The organism is Dyadobacter sp. CY356, from assembly GCF_021440195.1.
Classification (GTDB): domain Bacteria; phylum Bacteroidota; class Bacteroidia; order Cytophagales; family Spirosomataceae; genus Dyadobacter.
Window position 1 is genome coordinate 112,988 of the sequence record NZ_JAJTSZ010000009.1, and the last position, 21,955, is coordinate 134,942.

Sequence of the window (21,955 nt, forward strand, 5' to 3'; positions counted from 1 at the left end):
ATGCAAATTACTTACATCGTATATGAACCAAGAATTCGTTTGATATATTTTCCAAGAATATCAAATTCAAGATTTACGACGTCGCCTTCCTGCAACTGGTGAAAATTTGTAAAGGAATAGGTATAAGGAATAATGGCAACACGGAACGAATTTTCTTCTGAATTGAAAACAGTAAGACTTACGCCATTGACACATATAGAGCCCTTTTCGACGGTCATATTTCCCAGCGCCGCATCATATTGAAAATCAAATAACCAGCTTCCATCTCTTTCTTCGATACGGGTACAAATTGCGGTTTGATCCACATGGCCCTGCACAATATGGCCGTCAAATCTGCCATTTGCCGGCATACAGCGTTCCAGATTTGCCTTGCTGCCTTCTTTAAGATTTCCGAGATTGGTTTTATTCAAAGTTTCTTCAATCGCAGTAACCTGGTATGTGTCTTCTTTTAATGAAACTATGGTAAGGCAAACACCATTATGGTTTAAACTTTGGTCGATTTTTAATTCAGGAGCCAGCGTCGAACGAAAGGTGAAAGTTTTGTTGGTACCTTCTGTTTCGACATTTAATACTTCTCCAATGGTTTCTACAATTCCTGTAAACATTCTGCTTTAAAAATGAATTGGTTTATCATGTAAATGTACAACTTCTTTGCCGACCTTTTTGTTGCCAAAAGTCCGTGAATCGTTATTTACTTTGTATAAATCTTTTCAATACCATATAGTTTGCGAACTTTGCGGTGGTAAAATGGCAGCTGCCATTTTACCACCGCATTGAAGTTTGTTCAAAACCTTTGATTCTTTGTATCCTTTTTAAATGAAAAAAGTATTATTTATCGATCGTGACGGAACGATCATCGTTGAGCCGCCAACGGATTTCCAGGTTGATTCACTTGAAAAACTTGAATTTCTTCCAAAAGCAATTTCAAATCTTCGCAAAATAGCCGAGGAAACTGATTACGAACTCGTCATGGTAACCAATCAGGATGGTTTGGGGACACAATCTTTTCCGGAAGAAACCTTTTGGCCAGCCCACAATAAAATGCTTCAGATTCTTGAAAGGGAAAATATACATTTTACAACGGTTCATATCGACAGAAGTTTTCCTGAGGATAACCTTCCAACCCGAAAACCTGGTATTGGTATGCTCACTTCCTATTTTTCAGAAGATTATGATCTGGCAAACAGTTATGTAATCGGCGATAGACTGACCGACGTTCAATTGGCGGTAAATCTGAAATCGAAAGCAATTTTGATCCAGAACGAATTGCCAACAGAAGGTATTTCAGAAGAAATGAATAAAGCAATTTCTTACATTTCTACCGACTGGGATGCAATTTACGAGCATTTGAAACTACCTTCCAGAACGGCGATCGTGCAGCGTAATACGAAAGAAACCCAGATTCATATTGAATTAAATCTGGATGGAAGCGGAAGATCCGATATCCATACCGGTCTTGGATTTTACGATCATATGCTGGATCAGGTGGCAAGGCATTCAGGTGCAGATCTGACCATTCATGTGGAAGGCGATTTGCATATTGACGAACACCATACAATTGAAGATACTGCGCTGGCATTAGGAGAAGCATACAGAATTGCCATCGGTGATAAGCGGGGAATCAGCCGTTATGGATTTTTATTACCAATGGACGAAGCTCTTGCGCAAGTTGCAATTGATTTCTCAGGACGGCCGTGGCTGGTTTGGGATGCTGAATTTAAAAGAGAAAAAATCGGGGAAATGCCAACGGAAATGTTTTATCATTTTTTCAAATCATTCTCTGATACCTCTTTATCAAATTTAAATATAAAAGTGGAAGGCCAGAATGAGCACCATAAAATTGAGTCTATCTTCAAAGGATTCGCAAAAGCGATAAAAATGGCTGTGCGCCGTGACCTGAAAGCATTAGATTTTATGCCATCTACCAAAGGGGTTTTATAATTTTTTGAAGTGGTGGGTCGGTGGTTGACTTTTTTTATATATTTTTGTTTTATCAAATCAAGACCTAATCAGATATTATTATGTTCATGACGATTGTAATGATAGCTTTTTATGTAGTTCTTTTAAGCTCAGCCTTTTTGGTTGGACGCTGGTTAGAGAACCACGAGAAAAGTTACAAGTCTTAATATAAAGGGATGTGTTAAACATCCCTTTTTTTATGCTCCTTAATTTGCCGCTTGTACAAAAAATTGGATTTTATAAAATAAAAGAAACCAATTTTAGTTTTCTTTATGTTGTAAAACGTATAACCATATATAAAACAACACAATATTTTGTTCAAAAAACTTTGCCTTTTACTATTAACGGTCTTCCTCATCTGTAAAGCCACAGATGTAGCAAGCATTCTGTTGGCCAGGGAAAAAGCAAAAGTTGTTTGCGTTGATGGTACTTGCGACAATGAAAATACCGAAGTGGAAAAGATGATTGATGATGATCAGATCCTGACTCAGATTCCTCACACTTTTCAAAAAATTAATTTTACCGTTCCTCTCAAAACGGTTTTTTCATACACCATAGCGTGTGAAAATGAGATTTATAAAAATCTCTTCTCTCCCCCACCCGAATTATCCTGAGTTATTTCATCGGTTTTATTGACTGAATCAGACTGTCCATATCACTTTTCGCCATTTCTTACAGAACTGGCAATCAGTGCTTTTACAGCTTGTTCACAATCATTTTTTAACGATAATAATTTAGAATCTAATGTGTGAATCATATAATAAGCTTTTTGAAAATAATCAGCGTTGGGTACAAAACAGAATTGATAAAAATCCCGATTTCTTTAACGACCTGGCTGAAAGACAATCTCCGCAATTTTTATGGATTGGCTGCTCAGACAGCCGTGTTCCTGCCAACGAGATAACCGGGACAATGCCAGGTGATATTTTCGTGCACCGGAATATTGCCAACATGGTGATCCATACCGATATCAGCATGTTAAGCGTCCTGGATTATGCGGTAAATGTGCTTCATGTTAAACACATCATCGTTTGCGGACATTATGGATGCGGCGGTGTTGCTACTGCTATGGGTAATAAGCAAGTCGGACTGATCGATAACTGGCTTCGTCACATCAAGGATGTTTATCGTTTGCATAAGGATGAATTAAACGCAATTGAAGATGTAGCAAAAAGAAGCGACCGGCTTGTTGAGCTCAATGTTCTGGAACAGGTCCACGATCTTACAAAGACCTCAATCGTTCAAAATGCCTGGTCAAACGGAGACTCACTTCATGTGCATGGCTTGGTTTATGACATAAAAAACGGCTATCTGCAGGATCTTAATATCACAGTTGGCGATAATGAGGATATTGAAGCCGTGTATAAACTGGATGCACTGGAGCACGCCATCAGCTAGTCGACAACTTAAAATTTCTATTGAACCATTCCTATGTCAACGAATAAAAATAATCTGTTTTCGAATCTCAGGTTCGATTTCCCGGCGGGGTTAGTTGTTTCCCTGGTCGCCTTGCCTTTATGTTTGGGCGTAGCACTGGCCTCAACCGGAAGGCCTGACCTTTTGTTTTCCGGAATAATCGCCGGCGTAGTGGGCGGGATTGTTGTAGGTTTTTTAAGTGGTTCTTCACTCGGCGTCGCGGGTCCGGCTGCGGGCCTGGTTGTAATCGTTTTGACAGCAATAAAAACGCTGGGAAGTTTTGAAGCATTTTTGCTCGCAGTTGTTATTGCAGGCGCAATTCAGCTTCTCGCGGGATTTATGAATGCCGGCATTATCGGTTATTACTTCCCTTCATCAGTGATTAAGGGCATGCTGGCAGCCATTGGCATAACACTTATACTAAAAGAAATACCTCATGCATTTGGGTATGATGCCGATTTTATGGGCGATGAAGCATTCAGCCAAAAAGATGGGCAAAATACCTTTACAGAGGTTTATAACGCCATACGGTATAGCAGCACGGGTGCCATTATTATTTCGGTCGTTTCTTTGGGACTTTTGTTATTATTTGACAAACCCTTCATGAAACGTATTGAGCTTTTCAAATTTTTGCCCGGTGCATTGTTTGTCGTGTTAATGGGAATTTTGCTTAATGCTTTCTTTTTGAATTACTTCCCGGAAATTGCGATGGGTGGCGAACATCTGGTTCAGCTTCCGGTTGCATCCAACGTTGCTGAATTTTTAAGCTTTTTCAAGACGCCCGATTTCAGTGCCATCAACCGGATAGAGGTTTATACGGTTGCCGTGACGTTAGCCATAGTTGCCAGTCTGGAATCTTTATTGTCAGTCGAGGCAACAGATAAGCTTGATCCGTATAAAAGAACCACACCGACAAACCGTGAGTTGAAAGCGCAGGGTATTGGAAATATGATTTCCGGACTTATCGGAGGTTTACCCGTTACGCAGGTGATTGTTAGAAGTTCGGCAAACATCGAGTCAGGTGGGAGGACGAAAATGGGGACAATCATACATGGATCCATTTTACTGCTTTCGGCGATTTTTATTCCAGGATACATCAACTATATCCCCTTGGCATCTTTGGCTGCCATTCTACTTTTGGTTGGTTATAAACTCTCCAAATTCTCTCTTTATAGCGGCATGTACAAATTAGGGAAAGAGCAATTCCTTCCTTTTATCGTGACTGTTGTGGCAATTTTGAGTACAGATCTATTGAAAGGCATTGGGATAGGAATGGTTGTGGCGATCTACTTTATTTTGAGAAAGAATTACAAACACTCCTATCATTATAAAAAAGAGGAGTATAAAGACGGCGAGGTGATCACGATACAATTGTCAGAAGAAGTTACCTTTTTAAATAAAGGATCTATAGGAAGTACCCTCGACAGTTTACCGGAAAATTCAAAAGTAATTATTGACGGTACAAAATCGTTTAATATCGATTATGACGTTTTAGAACTTATTCAGGAGTTTAGAAAACATACGGCTCCGATGAAAAATATCATCGTTGAAACCGTCGGAATTGAAAATGTTGCCACAGTTGGAGGTCATTAATAAATATCGTAACCTTGATAATTCGTCAGCAAATGAAAATCCCCATAGCCTTTAATGGTTATGGGGATCATTTTTTTATTCAGTTTGAAAATCACTCATTCGGTTTTCCCTGTCTTTGTTTCAGCCTCTGAATCAGCATATCATTGAAAGTTCGTTCCGCTTTATATAATTCAATAATCTGGTTAGCAGAAATGACTTTTAGAAACCGGTTTTGATATTCTTTTTCAAGATCCAGATCCTGTTGTTTCAAATCTTGTACTTCTTTCAGGTTGTTTAAAACCTGCTCATCCGTTTTTCCCTCGGCCTTTTTATCATTAATAATTTTGCGCTGAGCACGATGAATTTCTCTTCTTTTTTGAGAATACTCGTTATAAATCGGCCAAAAGCCGGTTGACTGCTCCGGCGTTAAATTCAAACGATTGGTAATAATCGCGATCTTGGCATCCTGAATACGCTGCATTTCCTCACCGGATGGACGTTGTGCCCATGCCATAGCGGTGGAAAAAAGCGTAAAAAGCAAGATCAGTGATATTCCTTTAACGTTGCTTAATATTTTTGGTGAGTTCATTTTGTTAGATCAATAAATTTCAAATTTTTTCCGAACCGGAGCCTGTTTCAAGGATTTGCTGACGGAGGAATTCCTCGTCCATACCATCCAGATAGTTCAAAACAGTTGAGTCCGTATCAAAAGCTTTTTGCACAACCTGATGTTCACTTAGATCATAATAACTGATATTCTGATCTTCCAGATAACTTACAATTGAAGCATCACTTACTTTACTAAGCGGCTCCTGCCCCAGCGAACCCTGGCGTTCCGGGAATGTAACCCAAACCATTACGAGTAAAAAGCTCATCGCTGCGACCAATCCCGCTGACCTTTGCCAGCTCCATTGAATCAACGGCTTTCGAACAACTTCATTTGGTATCCTCGACTGAATGAGTTGGGGTAGATTTTCAAAATAGCCATCAGGTACCGAAAAAGGCGTCTCCTTTTTCAGATCGTCTAACCGTATGTGCTTTTTGTCCATGACTATACGTGTTTCTTTGTCTTACTTATCTTTGACCTAAACAATTACAAATGGTTTAATCCGTTTCGTTTAAAAAGTCTTCTATTTTTTTTACGGCCCAGTGATAGGATGCTTTTAAGGCTCCAACCGATGTACCCGTAATTTCCGAAATCTCTTCGTATGGTAACTCCTCATAGTATTTAAGGTTAAATACCAGTCGCTGCTTTTCGGGTAATTTCAATAAAGCTTTTTGAAGTTTTAATTGAATGGCATCTCCGCTAACCAAAGGATCGGCTTCCAGCTTTTCACTCAATTCACTTTCAACATCATAGATGGAAACAAAAAAGCGTTTACGTTTTTTGTTTAAAAAGTTGATGGCTTCATTACTTGCTATGCGATATAACCACGTATAGAGCTTGGAATCGCCTCTGAAATTTTCAAGCGCTGTCCAGGCTTTTATAAACACATCCTGCGTAATATCATTTGAGTCGTCGTGATCCACGACCATTTTCCGCACCAGCCAATACACCTTTTGCTGATACTTCCGCACCAGTTGGTTGAACGCGTTTCTACGCGTTTCGGGGTTCTGAAATAATGCTAATAATTCTTCGTCAGACATTTAATACTCAGTCCTAGTCTGATTGTTTGATAAAAGGGCTAAATCTTAAACGATTTTTACCTTTTCAAAATACAATGGTGGTTATTGAATCTTCACTAAGAATCAATAATAGTTTATTTTTTTGTACAGGGCAAATAAAATTCGAGTCTTGTACATAAGCAGAAAGTTATCTTACTTATATACAAGACTCAAAGGCATTCCGGTTCCAATGGCTATTTTAATTTGCCAGAAGAATATATTATTTTTTCTTGGCGATCGCACGTTTTGCAGCTGCAACAATATCAGCGGCAGTCAAGCCATATTTTTCCATCAATTGAGCAGGTGTTCCACTTTCTCCAAAACTATCGTTGACAGCAACATATTCCTGCGGAACCAGGTCATTTTTAACAATTACCTGTGCAATACTATCGCCCAATCCACCAATACGGTTATGCTCCTCAGCTGAAACAGCGCAACGCGTTTTTGCAATTGATTTCAGAATTGCTTCTTCATCAAGCGGTTTTATTGTATGGATGTTGATTATTTCAGCACTGATACCTTCTGCTTCCAATTGCTCACCAGCCTGGATCGCTTCCCAAACCATATGGCCAGTTGCAAAGATACTAACGTCCGTTCCTTCACTTACCATCCAGGCTTTACCTATTTCAAAAACCTGATCAGCAGCTGTGAAAATTGGAATAACCGGACGACCAAAACGTAAATAAACTGGTCCTTCGTAATCAGCAATTGCGATTGTAGCAGCTTTTGTCTGGTTGTAATCGCAAGGATTGATAACTGTCATACCTGGAAGCATTTTCATCATGCCGATATCTTCAAGGATCTGGTGTGTTGCACCATCTTCTCCCAAAGTTAGACCTGCGTGAGAAGCACAGATTTTTACATTTTTACCTGAATAAGCAACGCTTTGACGGATCTGGTCATAAACACGGCCTGTGGCAAAGTTGGCAAAAGTTGTTGCAAAAGGAATTTTACCACCGATTGTCAAACCAGCAGAAACACTGATCATATTGGCCTCAGAGATACCACACTGAACAAATCTTTCAGGATTTTCTTTGATGAAAGGTTCCAGTTTCAAAGAACCAACAAGGTCAGCACAAAGTGCTACCACGTTTGGATTCTTCTGTCCAAGTTCATGCATCCCGGCGCCAAAGCCCGAACGGGTATCTTTTTTTTCGGTGAAGGTGTATTTTTTCATTATTTGTATCGATCTAATGTCTAAAATTATTTTTTGCTATTTGTTCTAATTTACTCAGGAAATAAGTGGCACTTGGACAGTTTGGGTGGCTGGCTGCGTTTTGGACTGAGAAACCGTATTTAATCATTCTCGCCGTAAAAATATCCTTAACACCTATTCCCCTACCTTGCTGTTGAATAAAAATATTCTTCAATGTAACAAATGGCGAGGCTTCCTCTTCGGGTTTATCAAAGCTAAATTGCTCCTTTAACAAAAGACTCAAAGTTAAACTGTCAGCCAAAAACCATGATTCAATTTTTCTAACTGCTACAATTACTACTCTGTTCGTATCGCTGGTTATCCGATTTTTTGTTACTGTAATACAAGCATCTTCATCAAGATCAGTAAGAATTACTATTTTCTCTGCCTTCCTGGCTTTATACAATTCCAAGGATTCCCGAAGATTTTCAGGCAGCAAATTCCCACTACCCTTAGCATCCAGGACTGGCTTCAAACATTCAATTCCCAAATTGGTCAGGTATTGTTGAAAATTTTCAGATTCAATAATTTTCCTTTCAGTTTTACCTTCACAAATGAAACCAACTCTTACCATGGAAGACCAGCTCCAAGAGCATTTGTAAGCCAGGCTTCATCTGCATTTAGGCCATAAAATGCTCCTTTTGCCAACTGCTTAATTTCAGTTTTACCATCAACCTTATTTACCAAAATCATCTCATCCTCTTTCAAATGGCGAACCAGTGTTTGAGAATGCGTATTTAGCCAGATAATATGACCGTTGTCTTCACACTTACTTCGAAACATTTCTACTAATACTTCAATAGCATATGGACTTAATCCATTTTCTGGTTCTTCAATACATAAGAATTGAGGTTCATCCGATTGAAACACAGCTACCAATAGACAGATAATATTGTATGTTCCATCAGAAATAAGGTTTTTCGTAAACGGCTTTTTGGAGCCAATTTCGTATATTAAAAGTGAATCCGTTCCTCCAATATTGTCAGAATGAATCTCAACTCTCTCAAAACCTGGAATCAGCAATTGCAAATATTCTGTAATTTCTTCTCTTTTGCTTTCATCTTCAAGCAGACGTTTAAGAACTTTCTCGAGATTCGTATTAGCAAAGTTTAGTTTTGAAGAATCTGTATAGTTAATCTTTTGGTAATCAACTCTTCCAATGAAATATCTGGAAAAAGATTTCGAAAAAAGATAAAACTTGTCCTTTCTGTCAAACAAACTTAAAAAACCATCTGTTTCGAATTGATCAGCATAATAATAACGACCTTCCGTTTCGAAACTAAATTCTTCCGATACCAACTTGAACTCACATGTTTGATCTTCTAATTGTCGATTTTGAAGATTTTCAGCCGATCCAAAAATTCTTAAGCGGTTATTAGAATCCGGCCAAAGAAGAAACTCCAAAGCCTCAAAAATATTCGACTTCCCCACGCCATTCGCACCGACAAAAACCGTAAACGGGTTTGGCTCGACGATTTCGAGATCGACCAGGGATTTGAAATTCTTGATATGGAGCTTCTTTATTTTCACTTTATCGTGACAAATTTTCTGTTATTATCAATCAACAAAAACATCATTAAGATCTACTACTAACTCAGGAAACACAAAGGAGTTCATCTTTTCTTCCTCAGTAAAAGGCCGCTTGCCAACATATTTCCCCTCCTCATTCAACGTGTAAACCAACACAATTTTATCAGCAGGTTCAACCAACCAGTATTCCTTTACACCGGCTTCCTCATACACCTGAAATTTTTCAAACATTTCCTTTTTCGTATTTCCGGGAGATAGTATTTCAATAATAACATCCGGTGCTCCGATACAGCCGCGATCATCCAGTTTTGAAAGATCACAAACGATGCAAATATCAGGTTGCACAACGGTAATTATTTCATCATCTCCGTTTTTGTTACGACGAGGTAAACGTACGTCAAACGGTGCTGTATACCACTGGCAGGGAAGATCAAGCAAGTATTTATCAATTTGCCTCCCAAGATTTCGTGAAATATCCTGATGACGACGAGCCGGAGCGGGCGACATTTTGTAAATGTACCCTCTGATCAGTTCCAGACGTTCCTGAAATTGCCATTGCAGATAATCTGCATAGGTATATTGCCGCGAAAAGTCCAGTTGATCTATGCTTGTCATTTTTCGGAATTTCTGATCTCAATAATCCCCCATCGACTCTTCCAACTGCGCCAATGCTGCCGCTAATTGTTCGTCGTTTGGTGCAACACCGTGCCATTTATGGCTTCCCATCATAAAATCAACGCCATAACCCATTCCGGTATGAAGGATGATCATAATTGGTTTTGCATGCCCGGCTTTGCTTTTTGCTTCATAAAGAGCTTTTACAACCGAAGCCATATCGTTTCCTTCTTCAACTTCCATTACTTCCCAACCAAATGCTGCATATTTGGCACCAAGATCACGATTGTCCATAACTTTCGCCGTAGGACCGTCAATTTGCTGACCATTTAAGTCAACAACTGCAATCAGGTTGTCTACTTTGTGGTGTGGAGCAAAAGTTGCTGCTTCCCAAACCTGGCCTTCCTGCTGCTCGCCATCACCCATCAGGACATAAACAAGACTTGTATCGTTATTCAATTTCTTAGCCAAAGCAGCTCCGATTGCCACAGACATGCCTTGTCCCAATGAACCGGAAGCAATACGAATTCCTTCCAAATGTTCGTGAGGAGTCGGGTGACCTTGCAATCTTGAATTTAGTTTACGGAATGTAGCTAATTCAGGAACCGGGAAATAACCTCTGCGCGCCAGAACGCTATACAACAAGGGGGAAATATGGCCGTTTGAAAGGAAGAAAAGGTCTTCACCTGCGCCATCCATTTCAAATACTACTTTGCCGTCTTTCTCATTCAGCTTCATGCGTTCAAAATACAACGCAACTAATAAATCAGTACAGCCTAATGATCCTCCAGGGTGTCCCGACTGGCAACCATGTACCATACGAACGATATCCCTGCGAACTTGTGCTGCTACTTTTTCTAATTGTTCAATTTCCATTTCTCGATTTTATTATTTTATTGGAGCGTAAAACAGCTGGATTAAAATTCGCGACATCTATTAAACGAACTGCGAATTTCGGATTTATTAATATGAGTAATTGACTTTTAATTACTCAGTTTTACTCAAAATTTGATCAGTATGGTTTTTAGTATCCACTTTCTGGATTATTTCAGAAATAATACCGTTTTCATCTATGACGAAAGTTGTACGTGCTGTCCCCATATAAGTTTTGCCATACATACTTTTTTCTACCCAGACACCATAAGCTTCCACGATCGCGTGATCAGTATCGGCTAATAATGGAAAAGGCAGATCATACTTTTTGATAAATTTCTGATGTGATTTTTCGTTATCAACACTCACGCCCAAAACAACATATCCCTTTATCAAAAGCGATTCATAATTGTCTCTCAGGTTACAAGCCTGGGCTGTACATCCTGGCGTATCATCTTTGGGATAAAAATAAAGAATTACTTTTTTGCCCTTGAAATCGGAAAGTTTTACATCATTTCCGTTCTGGTCTTTTGCTGAAATTTCCGGTGCTGCCTCACCAATCTGAAGTCCCATAATTTATTTTCGTTTTCGTTTTTTGGGTGTGGTAACAGGTTCAACCAAATCAGTTTGCAAGATAGTACTATTTCCGGCCCCATCTTTAACTTCTAACATCAGATCGCCTTCAAAAAGTTGGCTTTCATCCATTTTTTCTGACCAGATAAAACCTGTTTTGGCATCATAGTTCATCAGAACCCATTCGCCGTTTACATAAGCTTTAAAATTATCAATCCCGGAAATCCCGTCACTGATGTAGGCCCTAATCCGTTTTGTGCTATGCTCAACCAGCCTGACCCGTGGTGGAATGGTATCTTTTTGAATGACAAAAGTGCCCAGCTCTCTGGTTTTAAAAGTAATTTCATCATCCTTCCAGGTTCCTCCGATAAAGCGATAACCATAACCCGTATACCTATAAATACCGCTTCTTTCTTTTTTAACCGGTATTTCTTCGGGTTTGAAAGAAATCGTTACATAATCTTTCAATGGAATTCCCTTATCATTAATCGTCAGCGAATTATAATTTTTCTGACCGACTACGTACAAAGTATCAAATAAAGTATTGGTATCAAATTTAAGTGACCACTTATCCGACTGATATGTTGTTAATTTACCCGGACTTATTTTCGATCTTAAATAAGTTCTTGCCGTTGTATTTCCAATTTTCACCGAATCAGGAATATAATCCCTTAAATCAGTCAGGAAAACTGCTGTTTCATTTTCATAAAGATCCGGCGCTTTTTTTACCTCTTTTCCATATACATAAAAGGTAGCAAGCGGCATTGTGCTGCGATAATATTTCGCCCTCACTTTTAATGTATTATTAGAAATTTCACTTTGGATCCATTCCGGATTTACTTCCATATCATAAACCGGAAGCGGTGGATTTGGCATTTCGCCTTTTATCGAAAAAGTCAGAATTGATGAATTTTCGTAGGAATCAAAAATTTTAATTATGACCTGATGCGTCAGGGTGTCATTGATAAAAAGTTTGCCTTTGTAGGCCCCCGTTTTGTAAAGATCAAACTGATTACCATCTGGCACATAACATTTCAAAAAACGCTGTCCGGTTTCCTGCTCTGTTTCGTAATCAATCAGGTTATTATAATCCCTTGTAGCAGCGTTTGGGAAAATCTCCATGTTATAGGCGAAAACTTCCTGTTCGTCCAGTTTTATTTCGATACACTGCAAACCATAGCGAAAGCCTGTTCCGGTCATCATATCATGCGCCAATAGTTCCAGACCAACCGTTCCCGTTGCAGTAATCGTTGCCGGAATATGGTATGTTCCGTCTTTTTGGCGAACCGGCGCGTATGTTTGTCTTTCAAATTTTCCGTTTACCCTGCCATTGATATCCGTCGGACGAATCGCAACATTGACAAATTTTGGCGGCGTTACATCTTTGATTTCATTAAAACCAAAATACAGCGGGTTCAAGTAATTATCTTTTGAATCACGTATTTCAAAATGCAAATGCGGCCCGGCAGACCCTCCGGTATTACCGGAAAGCGCGATAACCTCTCCTTTTCTGAAAGCATATTTACCAGCTTCCGGAAAAAGATCTATTTCAAAAGTCTGTTTTTTGTATTGTTCCGTACGAACATAATTGGCCAGCGAATCACTGAATTTCAGCAAATGGCCATAAACCGTTGTTTGCCCGTTTGGATGACGCAGATAAATGACATTTCCATAACCACTTCTTTGCACAGCCACTTTGTAAACATATCCTTCCGCAGCCGCATAAACCGGCAAACCTTCAACCTGTTGCGTACGAATATCCAGCCCTGCGTGAAAATGGTTTGAGCGCAAATCACCCAAACCACCAGCCAGAGAATTGGAAAGCCCGGGCCTGATCGGAAATTGATAATAACCTTGCGGATACGATTGTTTCTGAGCAAAACCAGAAAGAACAGCAAACAAAAAAAGAAAGAAAATGAAACTTGTGCGTCTGATTGCCAATGGATTATAAAACATGAATTGAAATTGATAAATAAACTTTCCCTCTCCTTACTTCACCGACAATTCCAAAAGTTTTTTACCCTCAATTGAACACGTCAACTTATCCCCTATTTGTACTGATGAAACGCCTTTTGGTGTTCCCGTAAAAATCAGATCGCCTTTTTTCAACATAAAATATTTTGAGACAAAAGAAATCAGGTAGTTGATGCGGAATAACATCATCGAAGAATTGCCCGACTGGCGTGTTTCTCCATTCACATCAAGGCTGAAATTAATATTCTGGATATCTTCAAAATCCGAAACCGGTAGAAATTCTGAAACAGGTGCGGAGCCGTTAAATGCCTTTGCCAGTTCCCATGGTAAACCTTTACTTTTCAATTCCGATTGCAAGTCGCGCGCAGTAAAATCGATTCCTATTCCGATTTCGTCATAATATTTATGTGCAAAACGTTCTTCAATATTCTTACCAACACGATTTATTTTGACAACCAGTTCAACTTCGTGATGAATGTCTTTTGAAAAATCAGGATAGAAAAAAGGTTCGCCGGCACGGATCTGCGCCGTTTCAGGTTTCAGGAAAATAACCGGCGACTCTGGACGCTCATTTTTAAGCTCTTCAATATGTTCCGTATAATTACGGCCTACACAAATAATTTTCATTAAAAAAGATTTGAGATTTAATGGATAGTAAGATCAGAAAATCGATTCTGATTAAAGACAAAACTACTGACAAAGCCGGCTCCCACATAATATTTCTGTCATTTTTTCAATCTAAAAAAATATGTTTTCAGGATGAAGTTCAAGGTATTAACAAATCCCTTCCTTCATTTTTCAAATTTTGATTCGACAATTTTTAATAGAAGTGTCGTTATTTGTATGTGTTATGGTAAGATTGAAATGAAATTAATCAACAAAAATTTAGACATGAAGAAGCAGATTTCCCTTTCTTTATTCAATACGATTTGCCTTTTCGTTTTTACAATTTTACTTTTTTCCTGTGATACGCTCCGCAAAAATCCTGCCCCGGTAGCTCAGCCCCGCAGAACAAATACCACAGCAAACCGCAGACCAGTAAGCACGCCTGCAAGAAAACCAGCCAATAACCGCCCGGCAGCACCAAAGGAAAAACCTGCCTATACAAATTCCAGTCCATCCGGAAATTATAGAAAAGAGATTCCACAAGTCGTGGAAGTAGCCAGGACATATTCCGGAACTCCTTATCGTTCAGGAGGTAATGACAAAAATGGAATCGATTGCTCAGGATTAATATGTTCTGTTTATTCAGAAGTGGGTATTAAAGTGCCAAGAATTTCATGGCAGCAATCTGAGTTTGGAACCGAGGTCGCCAGCATTCAGGAAATCCGTCCCGGCGACTGGGTATTCTTTGTTCCCGAAGCTGGCAAAGAAGGTTACGTTTCTCATGCCGGAATTGTCACGGATGTCCGCAATCAGCAGGAAATATTTTTCATACATGCTTCCACATCACGAGGCGTTCGTGAGGACAATCTTTTTTCTACTTATTTCAAAGGACGGTTTGTAAAAGCCATGCGCCCATTTTAACAATAGCCTGCCATGTGCTGTTTTGAGTAACAATAAATATTCTGTATCTTTTTATTCCTGAATGGAATAACTAAGGAATTTTATATCGGTTACTTATTAATAAATTACCCCCCAACCACTTTAACGAAATGCAAAATACAATAAGTCCGCCGCCAGTTCCGCCTGAGCGAGTCTTTACGCTGCATAATAATCAGGGAATTCCATTTTATATTTTTGCAACCGTTTTTTCTTCCTTTTGTGTCATCACCGGATTGATCTGGGATATTTGCTGGCATTTGAGTATCGGTCGCGACGGACTTTTTTCTCCTCCGCATTTAATCATTTATCTGGGCGCAATCGTTTCCGGCATATTTTCAGGGTATGAAATACTGAGGGTTACGTTTTGGGGAAGTTCTGTTGAAAAAAGCAAAAGCGTAAAAGTCTGGGGCTTTTTTTATAGCTCTCTGGGACAATTATTTTGCGTTTGGGGAGCATTGGCCATGCTCACTTCTGCCCCTTTTGACGACTGGTGGCATAATACCTACGGACTTGATATTACCATTCTTTCTCCACCGCATACGATTTTGGCACTTGGTATAATCAGCGTTCAGTTCGGTGCGATGATCAGTGTCATTTCACTAAAAAATCAGAATAAACTTTTCTTCAACGATGATCCTAAAAAGAAGAAAACCATAAACAGAATCTTGTTCTGGCTCTTTTCTCTTTCAGCCGGTTTTTTGTTGACGATGTGGTATACCCTGCTTTCCGAAGAAATGGGAATACGCAATACACACAAATCAGATTTTTATGTCATTGTATCTATCGTATTTCCCTTTTACCTCATGGCGTTGGGAAAAGCTGTAAAAAACAAATGGACCATAACGGCAGTTACAGGTGTTTACAGCTTGCTGCTGTTACTGACTTTATGGATTATTCCACTTTTTCCGGCCGAGCCGAAACTTGGCCCGATTGTTAACCACATTGATCATTACCAGGGATTTAAATTTCCATTATTACTGATCGTCCCTGCATTTTTCGCTGATATTTTAAGAAACAAATTCGCCTATCTGAACGACTGGATTTTGTCATTGATTTTAGGAACTGCTTTTCTCCTTACATTTTTTATCGTCCAATGGTGCGCAGGAACATTTTTAGTCGAATCTCCCTATGCCAGAAACTGGTTTTTCGGAAGCCACTACTGGTATTTCGGCAGCAATCCGGATTGGGAGTTTCGTTACAAATTTCCGGAATGGGCGCTTGATACCACCACCTTAGACTTAACAATAGGTTTGGCAATAGCCTGGGTCAGCAGTCTGATTTCTACACGAATAGGTTTGAAATGGGGAAACTGGATGAATAAAATTCAACGATGAAAAAATTACTATACATAATAATTCTGCTCCTGCTTTCCTTTCACATTTCCTGGGCTCATGTGGGAAGTTCAGGTGTGTTACTGCAAGTACAAGCCGGTCCCTATAAAGTCTTAATTGATATAACTCCTCCGGAAGTTATTCCCGGAACCGCCCGGATTACTGTTTTTGTTGAAAACGGGGATCCTCAGAAAGTTCTTGCACGACCATTCACCTACCGTTTCGGAAGTCAGGGTGCGCCTTCTGCTGATGAAATACAGGCCGTCCCCGGTCAACCCGGACAGTTCCAGGGTGTTGTTTGGCTGATGCAAAGCGGCTCCTCCAGCGTACAGATCGAAATATCTGGTAAAGATGGGAAAGGTGAATTTATTGTTCCTGTTGTAGCCGTTTCTACGGCGCAGGGCGAAATGCCAAAAGGACTTGGATTTGGCCTTTCTCTGCTTGGTATACTACTCTTTTTGCTAATGATCACTGCGATTGGTGCCAGTGTCAGTGACGGTTTATTGCATCCCGGTGAAGTTTTGTCATCTAAACAAAAAAGAAAAAGATGGTTGAATATGGGTATTGCAACTGTCGTTTGCGCATTGATCCTGTACGGAGGAAGCAGCTGGTGGAATAGCTGGGCGGCCCGCTATCATAAGAATGTTTACAAACCACTGAAAGGAAGTTCAAGAGTGATCAGCGAGGAAAGTCAGCGTATTTTTCAATTAAAAATTGATACGACCAATTGGCAGGAAAATAAAAGGGGTGCGATGCTTAGCACATTAATTCCTGATCATGGCAAACTCATGCACGTTTTTCTGGTACGGACTCCGGGCCTTGACGCTTTCGCTCATATTCACCCCGAACGAAAAGACAGCGCAACCTTTGAAGCCTACCTGCCAAATTTGCCTGCCGGAAAATATCTTATGTATGCTGATGTAGTTCAATATTCTGGTTTTGCTGAAACCATTGTAGATACTTTGGAAATTCCCGGACATCCTGCAAAAGTTGCCGAAACTAAAAAAACAGCCGAAGAAGATACCTATGTGGTGACGGACGCGATCAATGCCCCGGGCCAGATTCCTCTTGACGAAAATGTTGTCATTTGTGGAAAACCGGGAACAAAGACGGTTTTCAAAGATAGCTCTTATGCGATTTGGGAAGGGAAACCGGATAAGGCACTGGAGGCTGGAAAACCCTATTTGTTAAACTTTGAAATATTTAATCCGGATGGCACGCCAACTTTTCCTGAACCTTATCTGGGTATGATGGGTCACGTTGCTGTGCTTCGTTCGGATGGATCTGTTTATATCCATTTACATCCTTCGGGTACTTTTGCAATGGCCGCAGAACAGACTTTGAAAAATAGATTAAAGGATACAACTAAAATTATGCAAAAGCCGTCTCCGGCGATTTTCCGTGATAGTGTTGATCGTTATCTTTTGAGATTAAAAGCTATGCCGACCGCCGAAAGAGAAGAAGTACTGATGACCGAAATGGGTATGTATAAGCAAAATGAAAGCGGAGCGATGAACGCTATGGATCACAGTAACCGGATTTCCTTTCCATATGCGTTTCCCAAAAGCGGACGATATAGAATATTTCTTCAGGTAAAAAGGAATGGTCAGGTTTTGACAGGTGCGTTTGACGTGCGCGTCGTGGAATCGGTTGGAGCAACGGCCGGAATCTAAATGCGGTCATTATTCGGGCGATGGTAGGGGCAACCCTCGTGGTTGCCCGGAAATCACATGATATTTAATTGATCCATATCCAGGATAATTTGAGCCGGGCGACCACGAGGGTCGCCCCTACGAACGCCCCGGACCGGAGGCCCAAACGAATTAGTTAAATAATTCCGAAACCTTTAAAAACGACATTTCAGAATAATCTTTGATATAAAAATTACACGGCGGCAATTCTTCAATTGTATGGGACGTAAGCACACCAACTACCTTCATCCCGGCATTCAGCGCGGCCGAAACGCCTGAAAATGAATCTTCAAAAACGACACAATCTTCCGGCGACACCCCTAAGTTTTTAGCAGAACTAAGATAAACTTCCGGATCTGGTTTATGTTTTTTTACATCTTCACTGGCTAGTATTGAGCCCATCTTTTCCCGCAAAGGCACCTTGCTAAAAACCAGATCAAGATTGGCAACAGGCGCAGAAGTTGCAACACCAAGTTTTACTCCATTTTGAGACAGATCTTCAATAAAAGAGATAATACCCGAAACAGGATCAATATGTGGCTCGTAGATTTTCCGGAACAGACTTTCCTTTTCATCTTCCATCACTCTCAATTCCTCTCCTTCAATTTTTCTTTCCAAAAAATGTGAAAGAATATAACCATTGCTTTTCCCGAACATATGCTGAGAAAAATCTTCATCAGAGGGATGAAGATCACGGCTTGAAAAAAATTCACGAAAAGCTTTCGAATGATATGGATTGGTATGAACGATAACACCGTCCATGTCGAAGATAACTGCAATTTCTTTTTTCATCTGACAAAGGTATTATATAGGATATTTACATGACAACGGTTTAAGATTCAGCAGGTCCGGCTATTTTTTAAGTTTTGATAATGATTTACCGGCTATAAAGAAAATATGCATAAACCTTGTTTTTAGGACAATTAAAGCATTTTACAAAACATTATTTTCCAAATGACAATTTTTATAGCAATTTATCCACAGAACTTTTTAATTTAGCATTGTTAATTATACTACAAAATTATTATATAGCTTCAATCAAATATTTCTCACAAGGATAAGATTTTACTTTATTAACTACCATCTTCTCAGTTATAATCTCACCCTATAAATCTCTATCCGTTAAAAGTTAGCGTTAATATGAATGAACTTGAACGTGTAAATGATAATTCTGGTCAACAGGTAGCAACGAAGAATTCTGCTCCGTTGACAACGCTTGAAGTCTATGACCAGTATGGAGCCATGGCCTATGGCATTATTTTACAAATAGTACCTCAGCCGCATTTAGCTCAGGAAATTCTGGTAAGTGTTTTTTCGTCTCCGCTTTTACAATCCTGTAATAGTTACCCCTTTACATTTGCTGTCTGCGTTATTAAACTGGCCCGGGCAAAAGCGGTTGAAGCCAAAAGAAAATTATTGACCATTGCGCCTTTCAGCGCAGACAATGCATATTCTTCAAATGAAAATACTCCTGAACTGATTTTTGACCTTGCCTTTCGTCAGGGTTATTCACCGGATGAAGTTGCCGAAAAATTAAAAATTTCGAAATCAGAAGTGCTTAAAGCATTTCATGAATTTTTCAAATCTCCAAACGCATAATCACAACACACCTTGAACACTAAACAATTTATTGAAAGCGGGATACTGGAAGCTTACTTGCTGGGGATGAGCACGGATGAAGAGCAGCATCAGGTAAATCAGATGGTAATGTCGCATTCAGAAATCTCGGAATATCTGGTGCGTTTTGAAAAAAACATTCAGGGTTATTTCCTTCAGAATGCAGTTCCGCCTCCGTCTGATGTACGGCAACTTATACAGCTGAGAAATAATAAAACTGACATTACTTCAAAGGCAAATCATACCTATTATGATATGCCGAAGGATAATACGGTTAAAAAAGAGCAATACCTTGACATTGAAGTTAATGACACTTACATAAAAGTGCATAAATGGTGGCGTCCGGCTTTTGTTGCTGTTTTCATTCTTTCAAAAATATTTCTGATCGCAGGACTTTATTATTATTTTAAAGCTGCAAGTCAGGAAGATGAAATCCAAAAACTACGCACCGAAATCGCTGCTCCGAAACGCTAGCTGACTTACATAGAAAATCATAATCTCCGTCATCTTTCAGATTCCGGAGATTTTTTTTATCAGCCTGACAAAAAAATTCTATTAGATAATAAACGGTTTTTTTAACCTGTCCTACGGTAAAAAAAACCGTCGGACGGGGGTTGTCTTTCCCAAATTCAATCACCAACTTGCGCTTACTATTTATTAATCAAATTTCACATGTTTCCTTTTCGGATTGGACAAGGTTATGATGTTCATCAATTAGTTGCAGACCGCCCGTTCTGGCTTGGCGGCATTTTAATTCCACACACGCATGGCGCCAAAGGTCATTCAGACGCAGACGTTGTTTGTCATGTACTTTGCGATGCGCTTTTAGGCGCAGCCAATATGCGTAATATCGGCTTTCATTTTTCAGATACAGATCCACAATGGAAAGGTGTCGACAGCAAAGTTTTGCTATCAAAAGTTTTGGAAATGATTCGTGAAAAAGGTTTTGAAGTTGGGAATGTCGATGTTACCATCATCCTACAAAGGCCAAAATTAAATCCACATATTCCCGAAATGAAAACCTGTCTTGCACAAGTCATGAATGTTTCGGAAGAAGATATTTCTATTAAAGCAACAACATCCGAACATTTGGGATTTGTAGGAAGAGAGGAAGGAATTGCCGCCCATTGTGTTGCCTTAATTTATAAACCGGAAAAGTGAACAGTTTTTCTTCCTTTTAAATAATGCTCAAACCCATCCCTATGAAATTAATCAGACCTTTACTTTTCTCTTTATCCTTCGCTTTTACTTTTGGAGCTTTTTTAGAAAAAGCAAAAGCACAGAACGCGATAGAACCGCTTGGTTTTGAGGAATATGATCCTGTTTCGACTTTAAAAGTTGAAGAGCATAAACTCAGGCGCGCCAAATTTCCTTTCATTGATGTGCATAACCACCAATATCAAATGCCAACCCAGGATCTGAAATTCCTGGTTTCTCAGATGGATAGTCTGAATATGGGTATTATGATAAATCTGAGCGGTCGCGGATGGAGCGACAGCTGGGAGGAGGGAACTGCAACCTTGAAAGGGTCCCTGGAAAATGCGGCTAAAAATGCTCCTAAACGAATTGGCATATTCACCAATCTTCAATTTAAAGGTTTTGGAGAAAAAGACTGGACCGAAAGGGCTGTCAAACAATTGGAAGCGGATGTGAAAATGGGTGCCAAAGGTTTGAAAATTTATAAAAGTTTAGGTTTTAACGGTATAAAAGATGACAAGGGAAACCGTGTGGCTGTGAGTGATCCACGCCTTGATCCGGTTTGGAAAAAATGTGGCGAATTGAAAATTCCTGTACTGATTCATACTGCCGATGTACCATCCTTCTGGGATCCGATGGATCGTTACAATGAACGCTGGCTGGAATTAAAAACACATCCAGGGCGCCGCCGCGGCCCGAATGATCCGGTACCTTTTGATTCGCTAATTGCTGAACAGCACAAGATTTTCAGAGATAATCCAAAAACAACTTTCATCAACGCTCACATGGGCTGGTATCCTAACAATCTGAAAAAACTGGATAGTCTGATGATTGTTTTTCCAAATATGTATGTTGAAATCGGAGCCGTAATTGCCGAACTGGGACGCCAGCCAAGAGCCGCAAAGAAATTCTTTGACAAATGGCAAGACAGAGTTTTATTCGGAAAAGACAGTTGGGTTCCCTCCGAATACAGTACCTATTTCAGAGTGCTGGAAACAGAAGACGAATATTTTCCATACCACAAAAAATACCACGCCTTCTGGCGCATGTACGGCATGGGACTTTCTGATGAAGTTTTGAAAAAACTATATTACAAAAACGCACTAACAATCATCCCGGGCCTGGACAAATCCCAATTCCCTAAGTGAGTTGAAAGTGGAGAGCTGAAAGTGCTGCATTTTCAACTTTCATCCCTCCACTTT

The 21,955-nt window shown here is 39.7% G+C and carries 24 protein-coding genes; 11 read left to right on the forward strand and 13 right to left on the reverse strand.

Translation table 11 applies throughout. From position 1 onward, the window contains the following. Positions 1–11 precede the first annotated feature (11 nt). Entirely contained in the window at positions 12–605 is a 594-nt protein-coding gene (locus LXL81_RS24315; RefSeq protein WP_234649763.1) for a riboflavin synthase, read from the reverse strand. A gap of 211 nt (positions 606–816) precedes the next feature. Here LXL81_RS24315 and hisB point away from each other — a divergent pair, with 211 nt between their 5' ends. From hisB to LXL81_RS24335, 4 genes are all read left to right on the forward strand, one after another. Further along, positions 817–1,941: a bifunctional histidinol-phosphatase/imidazoleglycerol-phosphate dehydratase HisB gene (gene hisB / locus LXL81_RS24320; protein ID WP_234649765.1), complete on the forward strand. Its 1,125-nt coding sequence runs from the start codon at positions 817–819 to the stop codon at positions 1,939–1,941. A gap of 332 nt (positions 1,942–2,273) precedes the next feature. Then, positions 2,274–2,573, forward strand: a complete 300-nt coding sequence (locus LXL81_RS24325) for a hypothetical protein (protein WP_234649767.1) — start codon at positions 2,274–2,276, stop codon at positions 2,571–2,573. 130 nt (positions 2,574–2,703) lie between these two features. Beyond that, complete coding sequence (gene can / locus LXL81_RS24330) at positions 2,704–3,357, forward strand: carbonate dehydratase (protein ID WP_234649769.1); 654 nt, start codon at positions 2,704–2,706, stop codon at positions 3,355–3,357. Positions 3,358–3,390: 33 nt separating this feature from the next. Continuing rightward, positions 3,391–4,968 carry a SulP family inorganic anion transporter gene (locus LXL81_RS24335; protein ID WP_234649771.1) on the forward strand — a complete coding sequence of 526 codons (1,578 nt, stop codon included), beginning with the start codon at positions 3,391–3,393 and terminating at the stop codon, positions 4,966–4,968. Between the two features lie 91 nt (positions 4,969–5,059). Here LXL81_RS24335 and LXL81_RS24340 read toward each other — a convergent pair whose 3' ends face one another. The 11 genes from LXL81_RS24340 to LXL81_RS24390 form a co-directional block, all read right to left on the reverse strand. Next, positions 5,060–5,536: a hypothetical protein gene (locus tag LXL81_RS24340; RefSeq protein WP_234649773.1), complete on the reverse strand. Its 477-nt coding sequence runs from the start codon at positions 5,534–5,536 to the stop codon at positions 5,060–5,062. Positions 5,537–5,555: 19 nt separating this feature from the next. Beyond that, positions 5,556–5,996, reverse strand: coding sequence for a hypothetical protein (locus LXL81_RS24345; RefSeq protein ID WP_234649775.1), 441 nt, complete (start codon positions 5,994–5,996; stop codon positions 5,556–5,558). Between the two features lie 55 nt (positions 5,997–6,051). Further along, on the reverse strand, positions 6,052–6,594 hold the full coding sequence (locus tag LXL81_RS24350) for an RNA polymerase sigma factor (protein WP_194118747.1): 543 nt from the start codon (positions 6,592–6,594) through the stop codon (positions 6,052–6,054). 238 nt (positions 6,595–6,832) lie between these two features. Beyond that, positions 6,833–7,789 carry a transketolase family protein gene (locus LXL81_RS24355; protein WP_234649779.1) on the reverse strand — a complete coding sequence of 319 codons (957 nt, stop codon included), beginning with the start codon at positions 7,787–7,789 and terminating at the stop codon, positions 6,833–6,835. A 13-nt stretch (positions 7,790–7,802) separates the two neighbouring features. Beyond that, positions 7,803–8,381, reverse strand: coding sequence for a hypothetical protein (locus LXL81_RS24360; protein WP_234649781.1), 579 nt, complete (start codon positions 8,379–8,381; stop codon positions 7,803–7,805). Next, positions 8,375–9,337, reverse strand: coding sequence for an AAA family ATPase (locus LXL81_RS24365; protein WP_234649783.1), 963 nt, complete (start codon positions 9,335–9,337; stop codon positions 8,375–8,377). The genes LXL81_RS24360 and LXL81_RS24365 overlap by 7 nt, the downstream gene beginning before the upstream one ends. Before the next feature lie 27 nt (positions 9,338–9,364). Further along, positions 9,365–9,952 (reverse strand): Uma2 family endonuclease, encoded by a 588-nt coding sequence (locus LXL81_RS24370; RefSeq protein ID WP_234649785.1) that lies wholly within the window; start codon positions 9,950–9,952, stop codon positions 9,365–9,367. Between the two features lie 18 nt (positions 9,953–9,970). Beyond that, the gene (locus LXL81_RS24375; protein ID WP_234649787.1) at positions 9,971–10,828 is read right to left on the reverse strand and encodes a transketolase; all 858 of its coding nucleotides are present in this window, start codon (positions 10,826–10,828) and stop codon (positions 9,971–9,973) included. A gap of 111 nt (positions 10,829–10,939) precedes the next feature. Continuing rightward, a complete protein-coding gene (gene bcp, locus LXL81_RS24380; protein ID WP_234649790.1) occupies positions 10,940–11,398 on the reverse strand; it encodes a thioredoxin-dependent thiol peroxidase in 459 nt (152 codons plus the stop codon). A 3-nt stretch (positions 11,399–11,401) separates the two neighbouring features. Then, a complete protein-coding gene (locus tag LXL81_RS24385; protein ID WP_234649791.1) occupies positions 11,402–13,354 on the reverse strand; it encodes a M23 family metallopeptidase in 1,953 nt (650 codons plus the stop codon). Positions 13,355–13,387: 33 nt separating this feature from the next. Then, the gene (locus LXL81_RS24390) at positions 13,388–13,999 is read right to left on the reverse strand and encodes a fumarylacetoacetate hydrolase family protein (RefSeq protein ID WP_234649794.1); all 612 of its coding nucleotides are present in this window, start codon (positions 13,997–13,999) and stop codon (positions 13,388–13,390) included. A 264-nt stretch (positions 14,000–14,263) separates the two neighbouring features. Here LXL81_RS24390 and LXL81_RS24395 point away from each other — a divergent pair, with 264 nt between their 5' ends. From LXL81_RS24395 to LXL81_RS24405, 3 genes are all read left to right on the forward strand, one after another. Next, positions 14,264–14,899 carry a C40 family peptidase gene (locus tag LXL81_RS24395; RefSeq protein ID WP_234649795.1) on the forward strand — a complete coding sequence of 212 codons (636 nt, stop codon included), beginning with the start codon at positions 14,264–14,266 and terminating at the stop codon, positions 14,897–14,899. A 128-nt stretch (positions 14,900–15,027) separates the two neighbouring features. Further along, positions 15,028–16,251 carry a hypothetical protein gene (locus LXL81_RS24400; RefSeq protein WP_234649797.1) on the forward strand — a complete coding sequence of 408 codons (1,224 nt, stop codon included), beginning with the start codon at positions 15,028–15,030 and terminating at the stop codon, positions 16,249–16,251. Then, positions 16,248–17,921, forward strand: a complete 1,674-nt coding sequence (locus LXL81_RS24405; protein WP_234649798.1) for a hypothetical protein — start codon at positions 16,248–16,250, stop codon at positions 17,919–17,921. Before LXL81_RS24400 ends, LXL81_RS24405 begins: the two co-directional genes overlap by 4 nt. Positions 17,922–18,071: 150 nt before the next feature. Here LXL81_RS24405 and LXL81_RS24410 read toward each other — a convergent pair whose 3' ends face one another. Beyond that, entirely contained in the window at positions 18,072–18,731 is a 660-nt protein-coding gene (locus LXL81_RS24410) for an HAD family phosphatase (RefSeq protein ID WP_234649800.1), read from the reverse strand. Between the two features lie 348 nt (positions 18,732–19,079). On the opposite strand from LXL81_RS24410, the gene LXL81_RS24415 reads away from it, so the two are divergent. The 4 genes from LXL81_RS24415 (at position 19,080) to LXL81_RS24430 (ending at position 21,901) form a co-directional block, all read left to right on the forward strand. Beyond that, the gene (locus LXL81_RS24415) at positions 19,080–19,538 is read left to right on the forward strand and encodes an RNA polymerase sigma factor (protein ID WP_234649802.1); all 459 of its coding nucleotides are present in this window, start codon (positions 19,080–19,082) and stop codon (positions 19,536–19,538) included. 12 nt (positions 19,539–19,550) lie between these two features. After that, a complete protein-coding gene (locus LXL81_RS24420) occupies positions 19,551–20,030 on the forward strand; it encodes a hypothetical protein (RefSeq protein WP_234649804.1) in 480 nt (159 codons plus the stop codon). 198 nt (positions 20,031–20,228) lie between these two features. Next, complete coding sequence (gene ispF, locus LXL81_RS24425; RefSeq protein WP_234649806.1) at positions 20,229–20,717, forward strand: 2-C-methyl-D-erythritol 2,4-cyclodiphosphate synthase; 489 nt, start codon at positions 20,229–20,231, stop codon at positions 20,715–20,717. 41 nt (positions 20,718–20,758) lie between these two features. After that, a complete protein-coding gene (locus LXL81_RS24430) occupies positions 20,759–21,901 on the forward strand; it encodes an amidohydrolase family protein (protein WP_234649808.1) in 1,143 nt (380 codons plus the stop codon). Positions 21,902–21,955 lie beyond the last annotated feature (54 nt).

What these genes read in the sequence shown, in the direction of transcription:
- LXL81_RS24315 (WP_234649763.1), bottom strand. Translation starts at nt 605, where the DNA reads ATGTTTACAGGAATTGTAGAAACCATTGGAGAAGTATTAAATGTCGAA.
- hisB (WP_234649765.1), top strand. Translation starts at nt 817, where the DNA reads ATGAAAAAAGTATTATTTATCGATCGTGACGGAACGATCATCGTTGAG.
- can (WP_234649769.1), top strand. Translation starts at nt 2,704, where the DNA reads ATGTGTGAATCATATAATAAGCTTTTTGAAAATAATCAGCGTTGGGTA.
- LXL81_RS24335 (WP_234649771.1), top strand. Translation starts at nt 3,391, where the DNA reads ATGTCAACGAATAAAAATAATCTGTTTTCGAATCTCAGGTTCGATTTC.
- LXL81_RS24340 (WP_234649773.1), bottom strand. Translation starts at nt 5,536, where the DNA reads ATGAACTCACCAAAAATATTAAGCAACGTTAAAGGAATATCACTGATC.
- LXL81_RS24345 (WP_234649775.1), bottom strand. Translation starts at nt 5,996, where the DNA reads ATGGACAAAAAGCACATACGGTTAGACGATCTGAAAAAGGAGACGCCT.
- LXL81_RS24350 (WP_194118747.1), bottom strand. Translation starts at nt 6,594, where the DNA reads ATGTCTGACGAAGAATTATTAGCATTATTTCAGAACCCCGAAACGCGT.
- LXL81_RS24355 (WP_234649779.1), bottom strand. Translation starts at nt 7,789, where the DNA reads ATGAAAAAATACACCTTCACCGAAAAAAAAGATACCCGTTCGGGCTTT.
- LXL81_RS24360 (WP_234649781.1), bottom strand. Translation starts at nt 8,381, where the DNA reads ATGGTAAGAGTTGGTTTCATTTGTGAAGGTAAAACTGAAAGGAAAATT.
- LXL81_RS24370 (WP_234649785.1), bottom strand. Translation starts at nt 9,952, where the DNA reads ATGACAAGCATAGATCAACTGGACTTTTCGCGGCAATATACCTATGCA.
- LXL81_RS24375 (WP_234649787.1), bottom strand. Translation starts at nt 10,828, where the DNA reads ATGGAAATTGAACAATTAGAAAAAGTAGCAGCACAAGTTCGCAGGGAT.
- bcp (WP_234649790.1), bottom strand. Translation starts at nt 11,398, where the DNA reads ATGGGACTTCAGATTGGTGAGGCAGCACCGGAAATTTCAGCAAAAGAC.
- LXL81_RS24385 (WP_234649791.1), bottom strand. Translation starts at nt 13,354, where the DNA reads ATGTTTTATAATCCATTGGCAATCAGACGCACAAGTTTCATTTTCTTT.
- LXL81_RS24390 (WP_234649794.1), bottom strand. Translation starts at nt 13,999, where the DNA reads ATGAAAATTATTTGTGTAGGCCGTAATTATACGGAACATATTGAAGAG.
- LXL81_RS24395 (WP_234649795.1), top strand. Translation starts at nt 14,264, where the DNA reads ATGAAGAAGCAGATTTCCCTTTCTTTATTCAATACGATTTGCCTTTTC.
- LXL81_RS24400 (WP_234649797.1), top strand. Translation starts at nt 15,028, where the DNA reads ATGCAAAATACAATAAGTCCGCCGCCAGTTCCGCCTGAGCGAGTCTTT.
- LXL81_RS24405 (WP_234649798.1), top strand. Translation starts at nt 16,248, where the DNA reads ATGAAAAAATTACTATACATAATAATTCTGCTCCTGCTTTCCTTTCAC.
- LXL81_RS24410 (WP_234649800.1), bottom strand. Translation starts at nt 18,731, where the DNA reads ATGAAAAAAGAAATTGCAGTTATCTTCGACATGGACGGTGTTATCGTT.
- LXL81_RS24415 (WP_234649802.1), top strand. Translation starts at nt 19,080, where the DNA reads ATGAATGAACTTGAACGTGTAAATGATAATTCTGGTCAACAGGTAGCA.
- ispF (WP_234649806.1), top strand. Translation starts at nt 20,229, where the DNA reads ATGTTTCCTTTTCGGATTGGACAAGGTTATGATGTTCATCAATTAGTT.
- LXL81_RS24430 (WP_234649808.1), top strand. Translation starts at nt 20,759, where the DNA reads ATGAAATTAATCAGACCTTTACTTTTCTCTTTATCCTTCGCTTTTACT.